Origin of the sequence: Plantibacter sp. ME-Dv--P-122b, assembly GCF_030209375.1 — a bacterium.
Classification (GTDB): Bacteria; Actinomycetota; Actinomycetes; order Actinomycetales; family Microbacteriaceae; genus Plantibacter.
Genome location: NZ_JARVSC010000001.1, coordinates 170,060 through 192,082, shown reverse-complemented (window position 1 = coordinate 192,082; position 22,023 = coordinate 170,060). Strand labels below are relative to the sequence as shown.

Annotated in this window: 20 protein-coding genes; 13 read left to right on the top strand and 7 right to left on the bottom strand. The window is 69.7% G+C overall.

What is annotated here, in order from left to right:
* The first annotated feature begins 17 nt into the window (after positions 1–17).
* The 7 genes from QRN19_RS00985 to QRN19_RS00955 all read left to right on the top strand — a co-directional run bounded on the left by QRN19_RS00985 (position 18) and on the right by QRN19_RS00955 (position 6,997).
* On the top strand, positions 18–1,022 hold the full coding sequence (locus QRN19_RS00985; RefSeq protein WP_064295523.1) for an aldo/keto reductase family protein: 1,005 nt from the start codon (positions 18–20) through the stop codon (positions 1,020–1,022).
* Positions 1,023–1,209: 187 nt separating this feature from the next.
* Positions 1,210–2,094, top strand: coding sequence for an ABC transporter ATP-binding protein (locus tag QRN19_RS00980; protein WP_285024663.1), 885 nt, complete (start codon positions 1,210–1,212; stop codon positions 2,092–2,094).
* Positions 2,091–3,242, top strand: coding sequence for an ABC transporter permease (locus QRN19_RS00975; protein ID WP_234994084.1), 1,152 nt, complete (start codon positions 2,091–2,093; stop codon positions 3,240–3,242). The genes QRN19_RS00980 and QRN19_RS00975 overlap by 4 nt, the downstream gene beginning before the upstream one ends.
* A complete protein-coding gene (locus tag QRN19_RS00970) occupies positions 3,239–3,676 on the top strand; it encodes a hypothetical protein (protein WP_285024662.1) in 438 nt (145 codons plus the stop codon). Before QRN19_RS00975 ends, QRN19_RS00970 begins: the two co-directional genes overlap by 4 nt.
* Positions 3,677–3,837: 161 nt before the next feature.
* Complete coding sequence (locus tag QRN19_RS00965) at positions 3,838–4,947, top strand: threonine aldolase family protein (RefSeq protein WP_285024661.1); 1,110 nt, start codon at positions 3,838–3,840, stop codon at positions 4,945–4,947.
* A 92-nt stretch (positions 4,948–5,039) separates the two neighbouring features.
* Positions 5,040–6,485, top strand: coding sequence for a threonine synthase (gene thrC / locus QRN19_RS00960; RefSeq protein ID WP_285024660.1), 1,446 nt, complete (start codon positions 5,040–5,042; stop codon positions 6,483–6,485).
* Between the two features lie 170 nt (positions 6,486–6,655).
* A complete protein-coding gene (locus QRN19_RS00955) occupies positions 6,656–6,997 on the top strand; it encodes a hypothetical protein (RefSeq protein ID WP_285024659.1) in 342 nt (113 codons plus the stop codon).
* Positions 6,998–7,148: 151 nt separating this feature from the next.
* Here QRN19_RS00955 and QRN19_RS00950 read toward each other — a convergent pair whose 3' ends face one another.
* Positions 7,149–8,090, bottom strand: a complete 942-nt coding sequence (locus QRN19_RS00950) for an NADP-dependent oxidoreductase (protein ID WP_285024658.1) — start codon at positions 8,088–8,090, stop codon at positions 7,149–7,151.
* A 174-nt stretch (positions 8,091–8,264) separates the two neighbouring features.
* Here QRN19_RS00950 and acs point away from each other — a divergent pair, with 174 nt between their 5' ends.
* Both acs and QRN19_RS00940 read left to right on the top strand, forming a co-directional pair.
* The gene (gene acs / locus QRN19_RS00945) at positions 8,265–10,361 is read left to right on the top strand and encodes an acetate--CoA ligase (RefSeq protein ID WP_285024657.1); all 2,097 of its coding nucleotides are present in this window, start codon (positions 8,265–8,267) and stop codon (positions 10,359–10,361) included.
* 80 nt (positions 10,362–10,441) lie between these two features.
* Entirely contained in the window at positions 10,442–11,023 is a 582-nt protein-coding gene (locus QRN19_RS00940) for a nitroreductase family protein (protein WP_191940425.1), read from the top strand.
* A gap of 619 nt (positions 11,024–11,642) precedes the next feature.
* On the opposite strand, the gene QRN19_RS00935 is transcribed toward QRN19_RS00940, so the two are convergent.
* The 4 genes from QRN19_RS00935 to QRN19_RS00920 all read right to left on the bottom strand — a co-directional run bounded on the left by QRN19_RS00935 (position 11,643) and on the right by QRN19_RS00920 (position 16,228).
* Positions 11,643–12,296 carry a DUF1345 domain-containing protein gene (locus QRN19_RS00935; RefSeq protein WP_229940487.1) on the bottom strand — a complete coding sequence of 218 codons (654 nt, stop codon included), beginning with the start codon at positions 12,294–12,296 and terminating at the stop codon, positions 11,643–11,645.
* A gap of 60 nt (positions 12,297–12,356) precedes the next feature.
* Positions 12,357–12,776 carry a hypothetical protein gene (locus QRN19_RS00930; RefSeq protein ID WP_285024655.1) on the bottom strand — a complete coding sequence of 140 codons (420 nt, stop codon included), beginning with the start codon at positions 12,774–12,776 and terminating at the stop codon, positions 12,357–12,359.
* An 87-nt stretch (positions 12,777–12,863) separates the two neighbouring features.
* Positions 12,864–13,841, bottom strand: a complete 978-nt coding sequence (locus tag QRN19_RS00925; RefSeq protein WP_285024654.1) for a PrsW family glutamic-type intramembrane protease — start codon at positions 13,839–13,841, stop codon at positions 12,864–12,866.
* Positions 13,842–14,065: 224 nt separating this feature from the next.
* Positions 14,066–16,228, bottom strand: a complete 2,163-nt coding sequence (locus QRN19_RS00920) for an ATP-dependent Clp protease ATP-binding subunit (protein ID WP_285024653.1) — start codon at positions 16,226–16,228, stop codon at positions 14,066–14,068.
* Between the two features lie 122 nt (positions 16,229–16,350).
* On the opposite strand from QRN19_RS00920, the gene QRN19_RS00915 reads away from it, so the two are divergent.
* Genes QRN19_RS00915 through QRN19_RS00900 form a run of 4 tightly spaced genes read left to right on the top strand, consistent with a single transcriptional unit; the run spans position 16,351 to position 20,221 of the window.
* Positions 16,351–17,301: a siderophore-interacting protein gene (locus tag QRN19_RS00915; protein WP_285024652.1), complete on the top strand. Its 951-nt coding sequence runs from the start codon at positions 16,351–16,353 to the stop codon at positions 17,299–17,301.
* A 4-nt stretch (positions 17,302–17,305) separates the two neighbouring features.
* On the top strand, positions 17,306–18,376 hold the full coding sequence (locus tag QRN19_RS00910) for an iron chelate uptake ABC transporter family permease subunit (RefSeq protein ID WP_285024651.1): 1,071 nt from the start codon (positions 17,306–17,308) through the stop codon (positions 18,374–18,376).
* Positions 18,373–19,416: a FecCD family ABC transporter permease gene (locus tag QRN19_RS00905; protein ID WP_285024650.1), complete on the top strand. Its 1,044-nt coding sequence runs from the start codon at positions 18,373–18,375 to the stop codon at positions 19,414–19,416. The genes QRN19_RS00910 and QRN19_RS00905 overlap by 4 nt, the downstream gene beginning before the upstream one ends.
* Position 19,417: 1 nt before the next feature.
* On the top strand, positions 19,418–20,221 hold the full coding sequence (locus QRN19_RS00900) for an ABC transporter ATP-binding protein (protein WP_137242394.1): 804 nt from the start codon (positions 19,418–19,420) through the stop codon (positions 20,219–20,221).
* 209 nt (positions 20,222–20,430) lie between these two features.
* On the opposite strand, the gene QRN19_RS00895 is transcribed toward QRN19_RS00900, so the two are convergent.
* Together QRN19_RS00895 and QRN19_RS00890 are read right to left on the bottom strand one after the other, a co-directional pair.
* Positions 20,431–21,030 (bottom strand): hypothetical protein, encoded by a 600-nt coding sequence (locus tag QRN19_RS00895; RefSeq protein WP_285024649.1) that lies wholly within the window; start codon positions 21,028–21,030, stop codon positions 20,431–20,433.
* 224 nt (positions 21,031–21,254) lie between these two features.
* On the bottom strand, positions 21,255–21,818 hold the full coding sequence (locus QRN19_RS00890) for a hypothetical protein (RefSeq protein WP_285024648.1): 564 nt from the start codon (positions 21,816–21,818) through the stop codon (positions 21,255–21,257).
* Positions 21,819–22,023 lie beyond the last annotated feature (205 nt).

Here is a 22,023-nt window from a genome sequence, read left to right as displayed (position 1 = left end):
GGAGTAGCGTGACGACCATGGAATTTCGATACCTCGGCAACAGCGGACTCAAGATCTCAGAGATCATCTTCGGCAACTGGCTGACCCACGCCTCGCAGGTGGAGAACGACGTCGCCACGGCGAGCGTTCGCGCCGCCCTCGACGCCGGCATCACCACCTTCGACACCGCCGACGCCTACGCGAACACGGCGGCGGAGCAGGTGCTCGGCGACGCCCTCAAGGACGAACGACGCGCGAGCCTGGAGATCTTCACGAAGGTCTACTGGCCCACCGGCCCGAAGGGGCACAACGACGTCGGGCTGTCGCGCAAGCACATCATGGAGTCGATCGACGGCTCGCTCACGCGTCTCGGCACCGACTACGTCGACCTGTACCAGGCCCACCGCTACGACAGCGAGACGCCCCTCGAGGAGACGATGCAGGCCTTCGCCGACGTCGTCCGCGCGGGCAAGGCGCTCTACATCGGCGTGAGCGAGTGGAACGCCGAGCAGCTGCGTGCCGGCCACGCCCTGTCGAAGGAGCTGGGCTTCCAGCTCATCTCGAACCAGCCGCAGTACTCGATGCTGTGGCGGGTCATCGAGGAGGAGGTCGTCCCCACCTCGCGTGAACTCGGCATCTCGCAGATCGTCTGGTCGCCGGTGGCGCAGGGCGTCCTCAGCGGCAAGTACCTGCCGGGCGCCGAGCTCCCGCAGGGCAGCCGGGCGACCGACGAGAAGGGCGGCGCCGACACCATCAAGCGCTTCCTCGACGACGAGGTGCTCACGGCCGTCCAGCAGCTGAAGCCCATCGCCGACGAGCTCGACCTCACCATGGCGCAGCTGGCGCTCGCCTGGGTGCTGCACAACGACAACATCGCCGGTGCGATCGTCGGGGCCTCGCGTCCTGAACAGGTCACCGCGAACGCCGCCGCGGCCGGTGTGAAGCTCGACGACGCGGTCATCGCCCGCATCGACGAGGCCATCGGCTCCGTCGCCGAGACCGACCCCTCGAAGACGGTCTCCCCGGAGTCCCGCCCCGCCTGATCCAGCGCTCGGCTGGTCCACGACGCCCGGTATCCCCCACTCGACGGAGAAGGGGACCGGGCGTCGTCGCGTCAACCCGTCCTGCGGCGGATGCCGGCGGCCCACTGCGCCGCGTAGCGTGATCGCCATACCGGGAGAACCCGACGCCGGACACTCGGTCCAGCACGCAGATCACAGGAGGCGGCCGATGCTCGAACTCAGCCACATCGACAAGTCGTACGGCGAGCGGAAGGTGCTCGACGACGTCAGCTTCCAGGTCGCCCCCGGCCGTATGACGGGGTTCGTCGGCGGGAACGGCGCCGGCAAGACGACGACGATGCGCATCCTGCTCGGTGTCCTCGCCGCGAACGCCGGAACCGTCACCCTCGACGGCACCCCGCTCACCCCGGAGGATCGCCGCCGGTTCGGCTACATGCCGGAGGAGCGCGGCCTCTACCCGAAGATGCGGGTCGAGGAACAGCTCGTCTACCTGGCCCGCCTCCACGGGTTCACGACCCACGCCGCCAAGCGCAACGCCGGCGAGCTGCTCGAGCGCCTCGGCCTCGGCGAGCGCCGGAACGACGCGCTCGAGAGCCTGTCGCTCGGCAACCAGCAGCGCGCGCAGATCGCCGCGGCGCTCGTCCACGACCCCGACGTCCTCGTCCTCGACGAGCCGTTCTCGGGCCTCGACCCGATGGCGGTCGACGTGGTCGTCGGCGTCCTCGGCGAGTTCGCTGCGAACGGCTCCCCCGTCCTGTTCTCGAGTCACCAGCTCGACATCGTGGAGCGCCTCTGCGACGACCTCGTGATCATCGCCGGCGGCAGGATCCGCGCCTCCGGTTCGCGCGAGTCCCTCCGCGAAGCCCACTCCGGAAACCGCTACGAGTTGCTCACCGCGGCCGACACCGGCTGGCTGCGCGAGCGTCCGGGGATCTCCGTCGTCGACTTCGACGGCGGCTACGCCCTCTTCGACGCCGATGACGCCCAGGCGGCGCAGGCCGTGCTCCGTGAGGCACTGACCCACGGCGACGTCACGAGCTTCGCCCCCCTCCGACCCACCCTCGCCCAGATCTTCAAGGAGGTCATCCAGTGACCACGGCAACCGCGTCCCCGATCCAGCCCGCCGGTCGTCGTCGCTCCGGCCCGGCCTCCCCCAGCCTCGTGCAGAGCATCGGTCTCGTCGCCGAGCGCGAGGTCAAGATGCGTCTGCGCAGCAAGACCTTCCTCATCTCGACGGGCATCCTGCTCCTCGTGATCCTCGCCGGCATCGTCGTCGGTGGGTTCCTCGCGAAGAACACCGCGTCGGAGACCACGAAGGTCGCGGTCGTCGGGAACGCGGGTGCGGGACTCGTCGACGGCAAGACCTTCGACGTGACCGAGGCGGCAGACGTCGCCGCCGCTGAAGCCCTCGTGAAGTCGGGCGACGTCGAGGCGGCGATCGCACCGGCCACCGACGACAACCCCACCGGCGTCCAGGTCATCTTCGACTCCGAGGCCTCCAACACGCTCATCATGCAACTGAGCGCGCAGCCACAGGTCACCATCCTCGATCCCGACGCCGACGGCTCCGCCGGCTTCCTGCTCTACATCGTGTCGCTCGGGTTCGGCCTCGTGTTCTTCGTCTCCGCCACCACCTTCGGGGCGTCGATCGCGCAGAGCGTCGTCGAGGAGAAGCAGACCCGCGTCGTCGAGATCCTGATGTCGGCCATCCCCGTGAAGGCGCTCCTCGCCGGCAAGGTGCTCGGCAACAGCATCCTGGCGTTCGGGCAGATCCTGGCGATCGCGGCCCTGTCCGTGATCGGACTGACGGTGACGGGCCAGACGGAGCTGCTCGCCGGCCTCGGGACCCCGGTCGTCTGGTTCGTGGTGTTCTTCGTGCTCGGCTTCATCCTGCTGGCCGCGCTGTTCGCCGCCGCCGGATCGCTGGTCTCACGTCAAGAGGACATCGGATCGACGACGACCCCGATTACGATGCTGATCATGATCCCGTACTTCGCCGTCATCTTCTTCAACGACAACCCGGTGGTGATGACGATCATGTCCTACGTGCCGTTCTCGGCAGCCGTGGGCATGCCCGTCCGTCTCTTCGTCGGGTCGGCGCAGTGGTGGGAGCCGATCCTGTCCCTGCTGATCCTCGCGGTCACGGCGGCGCTCGTCATCCTCGTCGGCTCGCGGATCTACGAGAACTCGCTGCTGAAAATGGGTGGCCGGGTCAAGCTTTCGGAAGCGCTCAAGGCATGAGCGGGCTCGGCGGGATCGACGAGGTCTTCAACCCGGGTGCCTTCGAGGCCAAGCAGTTCCTCGACGCCGAGCAGCGCCTCCCCGCGCCGGCCCCGCTCGCGGGCGATCCGGCCGGCGACATCTACGGCGACGAGCCCATCGTGCTCGACCTCGTGGATGAGGACGAGGAGGACCAGGACGCCCGGCTGACGCCCGAGCAGGCCGCCGCGCTGGCGGCCGAACAGCCGGCTGAGCCCTCCGCCGAGGACGAGCAGCAGGCCGCAGTCGCCTCCTCGATCGCCGTGCACGCGCTCGCCTACGAGCACGCGCTCGCGCAGGAGACCCCTGACGCGGAGCCGGAGCCCGGGGCGCACGCCGACGTCGACGCGGCGATCGACGCCGTGCCCGAGGAGGTCGTCCCCTCCTCCGACGGCCCCCGTCACGCCGCCGACTGACCCCGTCTCTCGGTTCACAATTCAGGAGCGCCTCGGCGCGTCCCCGCCGACACGCACGGCGCGGGGGCGCCACGCCCGGGCGCTCCTGAATTGTGAACATGCCCGACGGCGACCCGAGCACGCAGGAAGTCGGCCCGCGATGCACGGAAGCTGCGTGTGGCATGCGCGAGGATGGATCAGTGACCGACTCTCTGCATGACATCAGCATCCGCGGCTTCGCCTCCGACAACTACTCCGGCGTCCACCCCGAGATCCTCGACGCCCTCGCGGCGGCCAACGGCGGCCACCAGATCGCGTACGGCGAGGACGACTACACCCGTCGGCTGCACGAGGTCTTCGCGGACCACTTCGGCCGCGACGTCGCCGTGTTCCCCGTCTTCAACGGCACCGGTGCGAACGTCGTCGGTCTGCAGTCCATGCTCCCGCGCTGGGGTGCCGTCATCTCGGCGTCGACCGCGCACATCAACTCCGACGAGGGCGGCGCGCCGGAGCGGGTCGGTGGCATCAAGCTCCTGACGGTCGACGCCCCCGACGGCAAGCTCACGCCCGACCTCATCGACCGCGAGGCGTGGGGCTGGGGCGACGAGCACCGTGCACAGCCGCTCGTCGTCTCGATCACGCAGACCACCGAGCTCGGCACGCTGTACACGCCCGAGGAGATCCGTGCGATCGCCGACCACGCGCACGGTCACGGCATGAAGCTCCACCTCGACGGTGCCCGCATCGCCAACGCCGCCGCAGCCCTCGGCGTCCCGCTGCGCGCGTTCACCGCCGATGCCGGCGTCGACGTGCTCTCCTTCGGTGGGACGAAGAACGGACTCATGTTCGGCGAGGCCATCGTCGTCCTCGAGCCGTCGGCGTCGGAGGGCCTCGTCTACCTGCGGAAGCTCAACATGCAGCTGGCGTCCAAGATGCGCTTCGGTGCGGCGCAGCTCATCGCCCTGCTCGAGCCGGCGGCCGACGGTGGCGACGGGCTCTGGCTCCGCTCCGCGACCCACGCGAACGCGATGGCCGCGCGCCTCCGCACCTCCCTCGAGGCCCTCATCGCCGCCGGGGAGGCACCGGGGCTCGGCTTCAGCCAGCCGACCCAGGCCAACGCGGTGTTCGCGACCCTGCCCGCGGGCGTCCCCGACCGCTTGCGCGAACGCTTCCGCTTCTACGACTGGGACGCGGCGAAGGGCGAGGTCCGCTGGATGTGCTCGTTCGACACCACGGAGGACGACATCGACGCGTTCGTCGCCGCGATCCGCGAGGAGCTCGCCCGCGCATAGCGGCCGGTCACGATGACGGCGGGCCTCTGCGCGTCGACCCCCGATATGGCAAGGTTGGAGATCGGGCTTCCAACCGGATGAGAGAGACGGTCATGCACTATCAGTCGACGCGGGGCCACGACCTGCCCCAGCACTTCTCGGACATCCTCCTCGGCGGGCTCGCCCCGGACGGCGGCCTCTACCTCCCGGCCGAATACCCGCAGCTCACCGCTGACGAGCTCGAGTCGTGGCGGGAGCTGTCGTACGCCGACCTCGCGTTCGCCGTGCTATCGAAGTTCGCCGACGACATCCCCGCAGCCGACCTCCAGGACATCACCCGTCGCACCTACACGGCCAAGGTGTACTCGAACGGTCGCGCCGGCGACGACGCCTCACTCATCACCCCGCTGCGCACCCTCGGCGAGGAGGGCGGCACCGAGCTGCAGCTCCTCGGCCTCTCGAACGGCCCGACGCTCGCCTTCAAGGACATGGCGATGCAGCTGCTCGGCAACCTCTTCGAGTACACGCTCGCGAAGAGCGGCGACGAGCTCAACATCCTCGGCGCGACCTCCGGCGACACCGGGAGCGCGGCCGAGCACGCCATGCGCGGCAAGGCCGGTATCCGCGTCATCATGCTGAGCCCGCACGGCCGCATGAGCAGCTTCCAGCGCGCGCAGATGTTCAGCCTCCAGGACGACAACATCGTGAACCTCGCCGTCGAGGGCAACTTCGACGACTGCCAGGACATCGTGAAGGCCGTCTCGAAGGACGCTCCGTTCAAGGCGCTGCACGCCGTCGGTACGGTCAACTCGATCAACTGGGCCCGCGTCGTCGCGCAGGTCGTGTACTACGTGCACGGTTGGCTGCTCGCAACCGACGGCCCGGGCCAGAAGGTGTCGTTCTCGGTGCCGTCCGGCAACTTCGGCAACGTCTGCGCCGGGCACATCGCCCGCTCCATGGGCCTCCCGATCGACCAGCTCGTCGTCGCGACGAACGAGAACGACGTCCTCGACGAGTTCTTCCGCACGGGCGTGTACCGCCCGCGCTCGGCGGCCGAGACGCACCACACCTCCAGCCCGAGCATGGACATCTCGAAGGCGTCGAACTTCGAGCGTTTCCTCTACGACCTCGTCGGTCAGGACGCGACCCGCCTCGGTGAGCTGTTCCGGTCCCTCGACGAGGAGGGCGGATTCGACCTCTCCGGGACGCCCGAGTTCGAGCGGATCAGCGAGTTCGGCTTCGTCTCCGGTCGCAGCACGCACGCCGACCGCGTCGCCACCATCCGCGACGTCCACAAGCGCTACGGCGTCACGATCGACCCGCACACCGCCGACGGCGTCACGGTCGCCCGCCGCCACCTGCGCGAGGGCGTCCCGATGCTCGTCCTCGAGACCGCGCTGCCGGCGAAGTTCGCCGAGATCGTCCGCGAGGCGCTCGGCGAGGAGCCGGAGCGACCCGAGGCGTTCGAGGGCATCGAGGGGCTCGAGCAGCGCTTCGAGATCGTGCCGGCCGACGTCGACCGCATCAAGGCGATCATCGCGCAGCACACCGGCCGCTGACCCACCCCGGTCCCTGAGCCTGCCCCGGTCCCTGAGCCTGCCCCGGTCCCTGAGCCTGTCGAAGGGCCCTCGACACCGCGTCCGGTCCGTCGTCAAGCGCGGAGGATAGGCGTCGAGCCCGCCGGAGCCAAGCCCCCGCCGGGACGCCGCGTCCGTTCTACGCTGCCATCATGAGCAACCCCATGGATCCAGCAGCAGCAGACGCCCAACGAGACGCCCTGGCCCACGGCGGCCCTGGTGCCCAGGCACACGTGCCAGGTGAAGACCAGACCGACAGCTCGGTCGGCGGTATCGTGCCCGACGGCGGTGCGGTCGACCGATCGGCCGACGACGCGGCCCCCGGCGACGGCGGCCTGAGCAACGCCGGTGACGGTGTCGGCGGAGACGACGTCGTCGGCGATGCCGGGCTCGACGACGCGGACACCGAGGACGCGGTCGAGGACCTGGACGACCAGGACGACCTCGCCGACCGCGCTCCCGTCGGCGACAGCTTCGGCGAGGGTCCGGAGTAGGGAACCCCCACCGGTCCCTGAGCCTGCCGAAGGGCACTCGGTCGACTCCCCCGGTCCTGTCCTCATCCCGGTCCCTGAGCCTGTCGAAGGGCACCCGGCCGACTCCCCCGATCCCGGCCTCATCCCGGTCCCTGAGCCTGTCGAAGGGCACTCAGGGGACGAGGATGAGCTTCCCGCTCGGGTGGCCCGACTCGCTCTCGCGGTGCGCCTCGGCGGCCTCGGCGAGGGGCCGGACGGTGCCGAGCTCGAAGCTGAAGCGCCCCTGTTCGACGAGGGACGCGACCGCCGGGATCGCCTCCGCCCGCCAGGCCTGCTCTTGCGCCGTGAGCGGGAGCGGGTTGCCTCCGGACCACGCCTGGATCCCGAGGTCGGCCGCCTTCGCACCGACGACGATCGTGCCGATGTGCTGCCGGTCGTCGACCAGCTCGAACGAGGCCTCGAGCGCCTCGTCGGTGCCGACGGCGTCGAGCACGCGGTCGACGCCCTGCGGGGCCGCCTCGCGCACGCGCTCAACGAGCCCGGGACCATAGGTGACGGGGATCGCCCCGAGCTCCCGCAGGCGTGCGTGGTTGCCCTCGCTCGCGGTGGCGACGACGGTCGCTCCCCAGGCCACGGCGAACTGCACGGCGGCGTGCCCCACCGAGCCCGATCCGCCGTGGATCAGGAGGGTCGTCCCCTCGGTCACGCCGAGCGACCGGAGCGCCTGGTAGGCCGTGCTCACGGGGATGCCGATCGCCGCCGCCTCTTCGAAGGAGATGGCCTCCGGTTTGCGGATGATCTGGTCGGGCGTGACGACGACGTGGGTCGCGTACGTCCCGGACGCGTTGACGACCACGACCTCGTCGCCGATCGACCAGCCCTCGACGCCGTCGCCGACCTCGACGACGACCCCGGCGCCGTCGCTTCCGACACGTCGGGTGCCGTGCAGCTCGCCGCCGCGGACACCACTGCGGAGCTTCCAGTCGATCGGGTTCACGCCCGCGGCGCGCACCTCGACGACGAGTTCGCCGGGGCCCGCCTGAGGCGTCGGCACCTCGACGAGCTCGAGGACGTCGGCCGAGCCGAGCTCCTGGTACTGGATGACGGTCGCCATGTCGTTCCCTTCCCGAGACGCGCCTGCGCACCTCTGATCGACGTCCGCCGCGCAACGCGGCAGCCCTTCGAGGCTACTCCCGACGCTCCTCCACAGCCCCTCGGAACCCCCGCACCATGACGCCGCATGACCCGCGGATGGCATGGGCCCCGGCCTCCCGCGTAGCGTTGCAGCATGCCTCCCACTGATGGATCGACGTCCGCGGCGCCCGCCGCCACCATCGCGAACCTCCTCGCCGAGACCCGCAGCTACGCTCCGCCGGCCGACCTCGCCCGCACGGCGAACGTCGGCCCGGAGGAATGGGCTCGCGCGGCCGCCGACCCGGTGGCGTTCTGGGAGGAGCAGGCTCGACGCCTCGACTGGGTCACCCCGTGGGAGACGGCACACACCTGGGACCCGGCTCGGCCGGTCGAAGGGTCCGACCCATCGGACCCCGAGCCCGAACTCACCGTCCCGGCCGCCACCTGGTTCGCCGGGGGGACGCTCAACGTGGCGGTCAACTGCGTCGACCGGCACGTCGACGCCGGACGAGGCGACAAAGTGGCCCTCCACTTCGAGGGAGAGCCAGGCGACCGCCGCTCCATCACCTACGCCGAGTTGCAGCGCGAGGTCGCGAAGGCGGCCAACGCCCTGATGGCACTCGGCATCGGCCAGGGCGACCGCGTCGTCATCTACCTGCCGGTCATCCCCGAGACGGTCATCGCCACCCTCGCGGTCGCCCGCATCGGCGCCATCCACTCCCTCGTGTTCGGTGGGTTCTCGGCCGAGGCGCTGCGATTCCGGGTGGAGGACACCGAGGCCAAGCTGCTCATCACCACCGACGGCCAGTACCGCCGTGGTACGGCCGTGCCGGTCAAGCAGAACGCCGACGCCGCCGTCGACGGTGTGCCGTCCGTCGAGCACGTGCTCGTCGTCGCGCGCACGGGCGACGAGACGCCGAACGTGCCCTGGACCCCCGGTCGCGACGTCTGGTGGCACGACACCGTGGGTGTCGCCGCCGACACCCACGAAGCCGAGGCGTTCGATGCGGAGAACCCGCTCTTCATCATCTACACGAGCGGCACCACCGGGAAGCCCAAGGGACTCGTCCACACCTCGGGTGGCTATCTCACACAGGCGTCCTGGACCCACTGGGCGATCTTCGACGCCAAAGATGACGACGTCCACTGGTGCACCGCTGACCTCGCCTGGGTCACGGCGCACACCTATGAGATCTACGGTCCGCTCTCGAACGGGCTCACCCAGGTGATCTACGAGGGCACGCCGAACACCCCGCACCAGGCACGGCACTTCGAGATCATCGAGCGCTACGGCGTGACGACGTACTACACGGCGCCCACACTCATCCGGACCCTCATGACGTGGTTCCCCGAGGGGCCACCCGCCGAGTACGACCTCTCGAGCCTCCGGCTCCTCGGCACCGTCGGCGAGGCGATCAACCCCGAGGCCTGGATGTGGTTCCGCGAGCGCATCGGGCGCGGCGAGACCCCGGTCGTCGACACCTGGTGGCAGTCGGAGACGGGGTCGGCCGTCATCGCACCGCTCCCCGGCGCGACCACGATCAAGCCGGGTTCCGGCAGCCGTGCACTCCCCGGCCTGGAGGCGCTGGTCGTCGATGAGGACGGCGAGACGGTGCCCTTCGGCTCCGGCGGGTACCTCGTCGTCAGCCGCTTCGGGCCGTCGCTCGCGCGCACGGTCTGGGGCAACCCGGAGCGCTACCGCGACTCGTACTGGGCGAAGTACTGGAAACAGGGCTACTTCTTCTCCGGCGACGGCGCGAAGTGGGACGAGGACGGCGACATCTGGGTCCTCGGACGCGTCGACGACGTCATCAACGTCTCGGGCCACCGCCTGTCGACCATCGAGATCGAGTCGGCCCTCGTGTCGCATCCCCACGTGGGCGAGGCCGGCGTGGTCGGCGTGCACGACCCGATCACGGGGAGCGCGATCGCCGCGTTCGTCATCCCGTCCTCCCGGTCCCACGGGTCCGAGGCCGACGGCGAGGCGTACTGGTTGGAGCGCTCTGCGGCACTCCGCGAGGCACTGCGCTCCCACGTGGCGAACGAGATCGGCCCGATCGCGAAGCCTCGCGACGTGTTCGTGGTCCCAGACCTCCCGAAGACCCGCTCGGGGAAGATCATGCGGCGTCTGCTCGGCGACATCGTCGACCAGCGGCCCCTCGGCGACACGACGTCGCTGCAGGACGAAGCGGCCTCGCACCGGATCGCCGAGATCGTCACTGCTGCACGGACCCCTCGAGCCCGGGAATAGCGCCCCGATCGATGCAGTTGCATCCATCGTCAATGGCGACGCAACCTCTGTCCACTTCCCTTGTTTCGCTTGGAGACCGCATGTCCATCGTCACCCGTACCGCCCAGACCGACGCCCCCATCCTCGACGTCCTCGCCGACCGCTGGAGCCCCCGCGCCTTCGTGAGTGAGCCTGTCGCCGCCGCGAAGATGGCCTCGGCGCTCGAAGCCGCGCGTTGGTCGCCGAGCGCCAACAACGTGCAGCCGTGGCGGTTCATCGTCGGCACCAAGGGCACCGCCACGTTCGACACGATCGCTGAGCAGCTGGTGGCCTTCAACCGCGGTTGGGCAGCGCAGGCCGGCGCGCTCATCGTCGCCGTCGCCGAGACCCTCGACGACGAGGGCAACGAGCGCCCCTGGGCGATCTACGACCTCGGCCAGGCGATGGCGCACCTGAGCATCCAGGCCCACAGCGACGGTCTCTTCGCGCACCAGATGGCCGGTTTCTCCGCCGACGGCATCCGGGAGGCGTTCTCGCTGCCGGACGGCCTCGTGCCGTTCACCGTCACCGCTCTCGGCGAGCTCGGCGACCCCGAGCTCCTGCCCGAGGGCATGCTCCGCGACCGCGAGACCGCTCCGCGTGAGCGTCGTCCCCTCGCCGACCTCGTGATCGTCCAGGAGTAGTCCGCTCGGTTCCTGCACCACCACGCTGCGCAGTCCGGTCCGCCGGGCTGCGCAGTCGTCGTTCGCGGGGCTCATCCGTCATCGCTCGGGCTAGGCCGGTGACGACGCAGTCCAATAGCCGACACGATGAACAACGCAGTCAAGGCCGCTCCAACACACGATCGCGAGATGAGTTCTCCAGTCGCGCCCCAGTGGGCCCCGTAGACGATGATGCTGACCGTCGCGAGACCGGATAGCAGGGCAGCGAGAGTGCTCATCGAAGCTCGTTCCGTCAGACGCCACCAATCGCGCGACGTGTTCGGCTCCGTTGCACCGCGTGACAGGCGGGCTATCGCCCATACGCCGATCCCTTGGAACACCGCGACCATGGAGCCGCCGTCCGCCGTTCCAAACTGAACTGGCGCAGCCAGGAGACCAACGACGAGGCACACTCGCATCAACCGCGAGCGTATCCTCACATGCCCAATCCTCTTGCACATATGAAATATGTAAGTATACCTCGACCCGTGTCCGACAACTCGATCGGTCAAGGACCAGAGACGGTCGAGGAGTCCGCCCCGTCCGCTCAATACAGGCGGAGACATCCAACCGCCTGTCGAAGGGCGTGTCCGTCTCGCCGCTACAGACCCGCGACGAGGTTGATGACGGTCGCCAGGATCACGGAGCCGAAGAGGTACGACAGCAGCGTGTGCTTGAGCACGGTGCGACGCAGCTCGCTGGACCGCAGCGTCGTGTCCGAGACCTGGTAGGTCATGCCGAGGTCGAATGAGAGGTAGGCGAAGTCGCTGTACTGCGGCGCCTCCTCCTGGTTGAAGTCGATACCGCCCTCCGGCGCAGCGAAGTACATGCGCGCGTACCGCAGGGTGTAGATCGTGTGGATGAGCGCCCAGGAGAGCGCCACGCTCACGACCGCGAACCCGGCGAGCACGCCCTGCTCGACCCCGGAGGACGCCCTCGCCTGCAGGATGACGACACTCAGGGCCACGAGGCTCCCGACACTCGCGAGCACGATGAGCACCTCACTCGTCGTTCGCCCGGGCTCCTCCGAGGTCGCGTGTTCGCGCGTCCGCTCCGGGCCCATCCGCCAGATGCGGATCCAGAGGGAACCGACGAAGACCACGCACGTGGTCCCCCAACCGGCGAGGATCGCACCCGCCCAGAACCAGTTCAGGCCGACGATCACGCCCACGGCGACACCGACGAGGGCGGAGACGGTCAACCGGAGCTTCGCGCCGTGCCGCACCATGATCGTTCCGGACGTCGATGAGCTCACGAGCTGATCGTGGCACCGTCCGCGAAGCGCGTGACGCAGGCTCGCGGCCGACGCCGCACCTCACACCGCTTCGACGAACAACTCCTCCAACTCGGCGAAGACGCCGACGGCGAGGCGCTCGAACTGCTCGGCGCTCAGCCGGATCGTCTCGCCCGGGACGAGGCCGGTGAACGACGTCCCCTCGGAGTACTGCAACACGGTCCCCACCGTGAACACCCGGTCGTGGTCGAGGATCGACGTGACGATGAGTTCGAGCTCGTTGAGGGCCCCTGGCCCCTTCCCGAGCACCGAGCGCACTCGGTGGACGAACGGCCGATCGAGCACCAGGGTGAGGCCGGTGAAGAACTCGGGGTCGACCACGGCCAGCGCTGCGGGGTCCGCTCCGGCTTCGGCCAGCGTCTCGCGTCCGGCGACGAGCGCGGCGATCATCGTCTTCGCCTGGTCGACCTCTCGCTGTTCGAAGGTCTTGCGTCCCAGCATGGGTGTCTCCTCGGCGTCGCGGATCGGGTGCGCTTCACGCTACTCCCCGGCATGCCTGGATCACAGCAGGCCTCGCGCGAACGGTGGTCAGGCCTGCTTCCGCTCGCGACGCGGGACGTGGAGCGACACGACGCCGGCGTCGCGGTTGATGCGACGGACCCGCGCCCGCCAGATGAGTGCGAATGCGACGACGAGCACGACCATGGCCGGCACCACGAGTACCTTGAGCACCGGCATCCCCGGGAACAGCAGCCCCCACAGCACGGTGTTGCCGTCCCACAGGCCGTGCATGACCGCGACGAGCAGGTAGGTCAGGAGCACCCCCACGGTGATCCGGAACCGGCCGTTGCGTGCAGCCGCGAACACGGCCGCGGCGAACAGCGCCGTCCACAGCGGATGTCCGACCGGGTCGAAGATCGTCCGGGCGAACGCGGCGCCGGCCGCCTGGAACGCCGGGTGCGAGAGGATCGTCTCGAGTGGTGGCGAACCGGCGGCGAGCTTCTGCGAGGCCTCGACGCCGTCCGCCCACCCTTGGCCGATGTACCAGAGGTTCTCGAGGACGGCGAAGCCGATCCCGACCGCGCCGCCGACGAAGAGACCACCCCGGGCGGTCTTCACCGGCAACCGCCACGCCACGATCACGACGGCGATGATCTTCGCCAGCTCCTCGGCGACTCCGGCGAAGAACAGCCCGATGTCGTGCGGGTTCTCGCCGGCGTCGGTCGCGGCGACGCCGATGAGGGAGTCGAAGGTGCTGCCGAGCGTGATGGAGATGAAGCCTCCGACCAGGACCGCCCAGAGGAGCGTCGCCGTCGTGACGCCGTCGCCCGGCTGGAGACGTCGGGCCATGATGAGCAGCAGGGTGGACGCGGCCAGCCCTGAGCCGAGCAGGATCCACGCGGGGATCACCGCCGGGTTGCCGAGGAGGACGTGCGGCACCAGCAGCAGGAACAGCCAGAGCGCCAGGCCGCCGAAGAAGAACCAGGCGGGGGCGTGTGCATGACGCCACAGGGGCACGGCGGTGTCACTGGTCTCAGGCGTCGAGATCGGGGCTGCGTGTGACATCGGGTCCTCTCAGGGCGCGCCGACCCGGCCCACCGCGAGGATCACGCTAGTGCGCGGCATCCGTCGCGCGCCAGGGGCTTCCTCCCCCACTCGGGGGTCACAGCCAGCGCGGTCCTGTCGCGTGAGCGCGGGGCACACGCGTGAGCGCGCCCCTCCGGAGGGGCGCGCTCACGTCAGTGGGCCGCGCTCGGGTCAGCGCACCGCGCTGGCCGCAGGCAACGGGGCTAGGCCGGGGCCGCCGCTCGCTCGACTGTGAGGCCGTCGCCGTCGCTCGCGAGCCCGACGTGGACGGTGTCGCCGTCGCGGATCGAGCCGTCGAGGATCGCCCGCGCGAGGCGGTCGTCGATCTCCCGCTGCATGAGTCGGCGCAGCGGACGCGCGCCGTACATGGGGTCGTATCCGCGCTCCGCGAGCCACGCACGGGCGTCTGGGGTGACGGCCAAGTGCAGCCGACGCTCGCCCAGACGGCGCTGCAGGCGGTCGATGTACAGCTCGACGATCTGGCCGAGCTCCGCCTCGGTGAGCGGCTGGAACACGACGATGTCGTCGAGACGGTTGACGAACTCCGGCTTGAACGCCTGGCGCACGAGCTGCTGGACCGCCTCCTCCTTCTGCTCGAGGGAGAGCGAGGCGTCCATGAGGTACTGCGAACCGAGGTTGGACGTCAGCACGAGGATGACGTTCCGGAAGTCGACCGTGCGCCCCTGTCCGTCGGTCAGCCGGCCGTCGTCGAGCACCTGCAGGAGGATGTCGAACACCTCGGGGTGCGCCTTCTCGACCTCGTCGAGCAGCACGACGGAGTACGGGCGTCGCCGCACGGCCTCGGTGAGCTGCCCGCCCTGCTCGTAGCCGACGTACCCCGGAGGTGCACCGACGAGCCGGGAGACCGAGTGCTTCTCGCCGTACTCGGACATGTCGATGCGGACCATGGCCTTCTCGTCGTCGAAGAGGAACTCGGCGAGCGCCTTCGCCAGCTCGGTCTTGCCGACGCCGGTGGGGCCGAGGAACATGAACGAGCCGGTCGGGCGGTCGGGGTCGGAGATGCCGGCCCGGGTGCGCCGGACGGCGTCGGACACGGCGGCGACCGCACGGTGCTGCCCGATGAGTCGGCGGGACAGCTCCTGCTCGAGGTGCAACAGCTTCTCCGTCTCGCCCTGCAACAGGCGACCGACGGGGATGCCGGTCCACGCGGCGATGACGGCGGCGATGTCCTCGGCGGTCACCTGGTCGTTGACCATCCGGGGTTCGCCGTCGGTGTCCTGCTCGGCCGACTCCGCGAGGGCGAGTTCGCGTTCGAGCTGCGGGATGTCGGCGTAGAGCAGCTTGGAGGCCTGTTCGAGCTTGCCCTCGCGCTGGGCGCGTTCGGCCTTGCTCCGGGCGGCGTCGAGCTGCTTCTTGAGGTCACCGACCCGGTTCAGGCTCGCACGCTCGCGCTCCCAGCGTGCCTGCAGTTCACCGAGTGCGGCCTGGCGGGTCGCGAGGTCCTCACGGAGGCGGACGAGGCGCTCCTTGGAGGCGTCGTCCTTCTCCTTCTTGAGGGCGAGCTCCTCGAGCTTCAGGCGGTCGACACTGCGTCGGAGCTCGTCGATCTCGACGGGGGCCGAGTCGATCTCCATGCGCAGTCGGCTGGCCGCCTCGTCGATGAGGTCGATCGCCTTGTCGGGTAGCTGCCGGGACGTGATGTACCGGTTGGAGAGGGCGGCTGCGGCGACGAGCGCGTTGTCGGCGATGGCGACCTTGTGGTGCGCCTCGTACCGTTCCTTGAGGCCACGGAGGATGGCGACCGTGTCCTCGACGCTCGGCTCACCCACGAACACCTGCTGGAAGCGGCGCTCCATGGCGGCGTCCTTCTCGATGAACTCGCGGTACTCGTCGAGCGTGGTCGCGCCGATGAGCCGGAGTTCACCGCGGGCGAGCATGGGCTTCAGCATGTTGGCCGCCGCGACGGACCCCTCGCCGCCGCCGGCGCCCATGAGGACGTGGAGTTCGTCGATGAAGGTGATGACCTGCCCGTCGGACTCGTCGATCTCCTTGAGCACCGCCTTGAGGCGTTCCTCGAACTGCCCGCGGTACATGGCGCCGGCCACGAGTGCGGAGAGGTCGAGGGAGATGAGCTGCTTGCCCTTGAGGCTCTCGGCGACGTCGCCCGCGACGATGCGCTGGGCGAGGCCTTCGACGACGGCGGTCTTGCCGACGCCGGGCTCGCCGATGAGGACGGGGTTGTTCTTGGTGCGTCGCGTGAGCACCTGGCTCACGCGGCGGATCTCGGCGTCGCGGCCGATGACCGGATCGAGCTTGCCGGAGGCGGCGATCTCGGTCAGGTTGACGCCGTACTGCTCGAGCGCGCTGCGCTGATCCTCTTGCTGGGGCGTCTGGCCTGCTGGCATGGGTACGGTCTCCTGTTCAAAACTTGAGTGAATCTGACTCAAGTTTACCACCGCCACTCCCTGCCGACAAGGTGCGATCGGCAGGTGACCTCCAGCACATCGAAGGGTAGGCTTACCTATCGATGCCTCGCCTCAGTGAACAGACCCCCGACTCGATCTTCATCCTCCTCGCAGCCGTCGTCCGGCGCATCGAGCAGGTGAGCCCGAGCTATCGGCGGTTCACGTTCACCGGTCCCGAGGTCCAGCACATCGCGGACAACCGTCACGACCAGCGCATCAAGCTGCTCTTCCCGCTGCCCGACACCGGTTTCGACGAGCTGCCGATGCACGACGACTGGTACCAGGCGTGGCGACTGCTCCCCAACGACAAGCGTCACCCGATGCGCACCTACACGATCCGCGAGGTCCGGCCCGAGCTCGCCGAGTTCGACGTCGACATCGCGCTGCACGGCCGTGTCGGCCCCGCGTCCACCTGGGCGATGGACGCGAAGGTCGGCGACGAGCTCGTCGTCAACGTCCCGAACGCCCGGTCGGCCGTCCCGGCCGGCGGCATCGACTGGCACGCACCCGCCACCGTCGACCAGGTACTCCTCGCCGGCGACGAGACGGCCCTGCCCGGGATCGCCGGGATCCTGGAACGCCTGCCGAGCACCGCCCGCGGCATCGCCGTCGTCGAACTGCCCCACGCGGACGACATCGCCGCCCTGTCCACCAAGCCCGACGGGGTCGAGGTCGTCGTCCTCCCCCGCGGCGACCAGCCCGTGGGCACCCTGCTCATCCCCGAGGTCGAGCGCATCGCGAGCCGCCTCGCGCCGAGCGTCGACACCGTCACGATCGCCACGCAGCCGGCGCTCGAGGACGTCGACGTCGACACCGAGCTGCTCTGGGAAGCGCCGGTCAACGCGACCGGAGGCCCCGTCCTCGAGAGCGCACCGCTCTACGCGTGGCTCGCCGGAGAGGCGTCGGCCATCAAGACGCTCCGTCGGCACCTCGTCTCCGGGTGCGGCGTCGACCGCAAGTCGGTCGCATTCATGGGCTACTGGCGACACGGCAAGGCCGAAGACAACCGATGAGCCGGTGAGCGCCGACCTCGACAGCCTGCGGCTCCCGACCGCGGCCGCCCGCGCACGAGAGGCGTCGACCGGCATCGCCCGATCGACCGCCTCGCGCTGGCTCCTGCTCGTCGCCGCGCTCGTCGTGCTCGCCGCCATCGCCGCGGGCAGCCTCTTCATCGGCTCGGGGACGATCAGTGCCGCCGAGGTCTGGCGGGCGCTGTCACAGGGCGGGGACGACACCAACGCGATCCTCGTCACCGGGTTCCGGGTGCCGCGCATGCTCCTGGCCATCGGCGTCGGTGCGGCGCTCGGCCTCGCGGGAGCGATGACGCAGGCCGTCACACGGAACCCGCTCGCCGACCCCGGCATCCTCGGCGTCAACGCCGGGGCCTACATCGCGGTCGTGCTCGCCGTCGCCATCGCCGGCACCGCCGACCTGAGCTCCTACGTATGGTGGTCCTTCGCCGGCGCGGGCCTCGCCTCCGTCATCGTGTACGTGATCGGCTCCCGGGGCCGCGCCGGGGCGACCCCGGTGCGCCTCGTCCTCGCCGGCGTCGCGCTCTCCGCCGCGCTCCAGGGCGTGACCTTCGCCATCACGATCCGCAACCCCGACATCTTCGACAAGATCCGCTTCTGGCAGGCCGGCTCGCTGCAGAACCGCCAGATGGACGTGTTCCTCGGGGTGCTGCCGTTCCTCGTCGTCGGGGTCCTCCTCGCCCTCGTCGTGTCCCGGTCGCTCAACGCCGTGGCCCTCGGAGACGACCTCGCGACCTCACTCGGCACGAAGGTGCTCCGGACGCGGGTGCTGTCGGTCGTCGCGATCACCCTGTTGTGCGGTTCGGCCACCGCGGCGGCCGGACCGATCGCCTTCCTCGGACTCATGTCGCCCTACCTCGCCCGCGCCATCGTCGGGCCCGACCAGCGCTGGGTGCTGCCGTTCACGATGGTGTTCGCGCCGATCATCTTCCTGCTGTCCGACCTCGTCGGGCGGGTGTCCGTCCCGGGCGAGATGCCGGTCGGGATCGTCACGGCGTTCGTCGGAGCCCCGCTCCTCATCGTGCTCATCCGCCGTTCGAAGGCGCAGGGGCTGTGACCGCGGTCGCCGAACCAGGCCGGCGCGCGGTGCGGGTCGGTCGGGTCAGCTGGGTGGTCCACCGGCGCGAGCTGGTCGTCGTCGGTGCCCTGGTCGCCGTCGTCGTGGGAGTCGGCGCCTTCGCGGTCACGCAGGGCGAGTACCGTATCCCGCTCGACAAACTGCTCGCCGCGTTCACCGGCACGGGCTCGGAGAGCGTCCTCCGCATCGTGTTGGAGTGGCGCCTGCCGCGGGTCGTGATCGCCGTCGTCGGCGGAATCGCCCTCGGGCTCTCCGGCGCGATCTTCCAGTCGATCACCCGGAACCCGCTCGGCAGTCCCGACATCATCGGGTTCAACTCCGGCGCGTTCACCGGCGCGCTCATCGTCACCCTCGTCGTCGGCGGGAACTACGCGGCGACGGTGTCCGGCGCGTTGATCGGCGGGCTCGCGACGGCCCTCGTCGTCTACCTGCTCGCGTGGTCTCGGGGCGTCCAGGGCTTCCGACTCATCGTGATCGGCATCGCGATCAGCGCCGTCCTCAACGCGTTCAACGACTACCTGCAGCTGCGGGCGGACCTCAACGCCGCCATCGCGGCCGCCAGCTGGGGCATGGGTTCGCTCGCCGACCTCGGATGGCAGGACGTCGTGCCCGTGACGATCGCGGTCGCGGTCCTCGTCCCGCTCCTCGCGCTCCTGTCGCGCCGACTCGGCATGCTGGAGTTCGGCGACGACATCGCGAGCGCCCTCGGCATCCGGGTCGAACGCACGCGACTGCTGCTGCTGGTGATCGGTGTCGCCCTCACCGCGACCGTCACCGCGGTCGCCGGCCCGATCATCTTCGTCGCCCTCGCCGCACCCCAACTCGCCCGGCGGCTGACGAAGTCCGCCGGCATCACCCTCGTCCCCTCGGCCGCCATGGGCGCGGCGTTACTCCTCGTGAGCGACGTCGTGGCTCAGCGGATCATCGCCCCGGCTGCCCTGCCGGTCGGTGCGGTGACCGTGACCCTCGGCGGCATCTACCTCATCGCCCTGCTCATCACGCAGGCGGGAAAGCCCTGACATGAAGACCGACAGCCCCACCACGAGACTCGCCGGAACCGCCCTCCGCGTCGGCTACGACCAGCGGACCATCATCCACGAGCTCGACATCGCGATCCCCGACGACTCGTTCACCGTCATCGTCGGCCCGAACGCCTGCGGCAAGTCGACGCTCCTGCGCGCCCTCGCACGATTGCTGAAGCCGACCCAGGGCCACGTCGTGCTCGACGGTCAGGAGATCACACGCTACCCGTCGAAGGAGGTCGCGAAGCGCATCGGGCTGCTGCCACAGACCTCGATCGCGCCGGACGGCATCTCGGTGATCGACCTCGTGTCGCGGGGCCGGTACCCGCACCAGTCGATCCTCCGACGCTGGTCGGCGGCCGACGAGGCGGCGGTGCTCGCGGCGATGGAGGCGACGAACGTCACGGAGCTGTCCGGTCGCCTGGTCGACGAACTGTCCGGGGGCCAGCGTCAGCGGGTGTGGGTGGCGATGGCCCTCGCGCAGGAGACGCCGTTGCTGCTGCTCGACGAGCCGACGACCTTCCTCGACATCACGCATCAGGTGGAGCTGCTCGACCTCTTCACCCGGCTCAACCAGGAGGGTGGCCGCACCCTCGTCGCGGTCCTGCACGACCTCAACCAGGCGGCCCGGTATGCGACGCACCTGATCGCGATGCGGGACGGACACGTGGTCGCGCAGGGTGCGCCCGCGGACATCGTGACGGCCGAGCTCGTCGAGGAGGTCTTCGGACTCCGCTGCCGGATCATCGACGACCCCGAGTCGCACACGCCGCTCGTCATCCCACTGATGGGCGCGCACTGACCCGTGGTGCTGGCTGGCGTCAGCGCGGTGCGCTGGCGCGAGCGCGGGTTTCTGGGCGTGGGCGCGGGTTTGCCGGGCCTGTCAGCGCGGTGCGCTGACGTGAGCGCGGGTTTCTGGGCGTGGGCGCGCCCCGGGGACGTGAGCGCTGGCCTCCGGAGGGACGCGCTCACGCCGGTGGGGCGCGCTCACAGTGTGGACGCGGACCGGGTTCAGCAGCCGATGGCTGGTTTGCCTGGGCGGCAGGGTTTGTCGACGCCGACGGTGGAGTTGCGGACGATCTGGACCGTGTGGGGTTCTTCGGTCGGGATCGACAGGGTTCCGACGACGGGGAGCCACCCGCTGTCGCCGATGCGGTACTCGGCGGCGTACTCGACCTCGACGGTGATGGTCTTGGTTCCGACCGTCGTGTAGCGGTGACTCGTCGCGGTCTTGGAGAACTCCGCCAGCCCGAGGGTGGCCCAGCTGGATCCACCGGTCCGGGTGGTGGTCGTGTCGTCGTCGCCGTAGTCGAAGGTGAAGCCGACGGGGATGAAATTCACCTCCGCAACCTGACCCAACAGCGTGCCGGTCCGGGTGTGTCCGGAAGCACCCGCGATGACGTTGCTGTGGAGCCCACGGACACCCCAGGCGGCGGGTTCGGTGGTGACGGTCGGTGCGGCGGGTGCGAAGCTGGCGACGTCGCGGATCGTGACCGGGGCGGCCGGTGCTACTCCGAGGTCGGTGCCGAGATCACCGGGTGTGAAGGTGTAGCACTCGTCCGGGCGCATGAGACTGCAGACCGTCCGCTCACCGTTGGGCCCGTCGGTCACACCGGGCGGAAGCTCAGCCGAACCACCGCCGCCCCCTCCGCCCGTCCCGCCACCGGAACCACCGCCACCACCCGAGCCGGGCTGCTCGATACTGCCCCCGATGTCGACGGAACCGTTACCGATGCAAGCGCCCGAGATAGCCCCGCCAGCATCGCAGCTAGCGGCGGCGGCAGGCGCTAACCCGACGCCACCCACAAGCATGACCACGATTGCCAGTGCAATACCTACTCTCCGCATGAGGATCCCTCCTTGATGACTTCGTGCTTCGCAAGCACATACGGCCGCTGATCAGCAGTACCCTGAGCAATGTGAACTGCCCAGGTGCGCTTGGCTGGGCGTTCAGGCTTGATGACCGACTCTCCTGCCCCATCCATTGCCTGCAAGCCAGTCATGTCCACGCAGGCGGATCCGACGATCAGGACGCCCGCGGCGTCAGGCTTCGAGTACCAGTCGCTGATCGTGAACACCTCCAGCGAAGCCACGCCAGAGAAGGTCCATCCGAGTTCCTGGAGCTTGGACAGGCTCTCGTTCTCGAATGTTCGGAGCTCTCCGGTTGTCACCTCATCGATGCGAGCAGGGTGGAGTCCGCCGTCTGCCACGACCCGGTTCCACACGCCCAAGTAGCTCTCGTAAGCCTCAGTGCCGGCGGCGAGCGCCTGTTCCTCGTTCTCGAAGACCGGCGGCGAACTCTTCGGAGGTGGTGCGGATCCGGGTCCGGTGCAGGCGGCGAGGGCAAGCAGTCCCGCCGTGAGAAGGAGCGTGGAGGCAGAGCGCGAGGTCCATGGCATCCCTCGACGCTAAACGCACCCAGACTCCCGCCTTGGGTTATCCACAGAGCAGATATGCCTACACCGACATATGCCGGGCATGTCGCCACGGCACCAGCGCGGTGCGCCGACGCGAGCGCACCCCAGGGGACGTGAGCGCGGACCTCCGGAGGGTCGCGCTCACGTCAGCGACCCGCGCTCACGCCAGCGCACCGCGCTGGCCGAA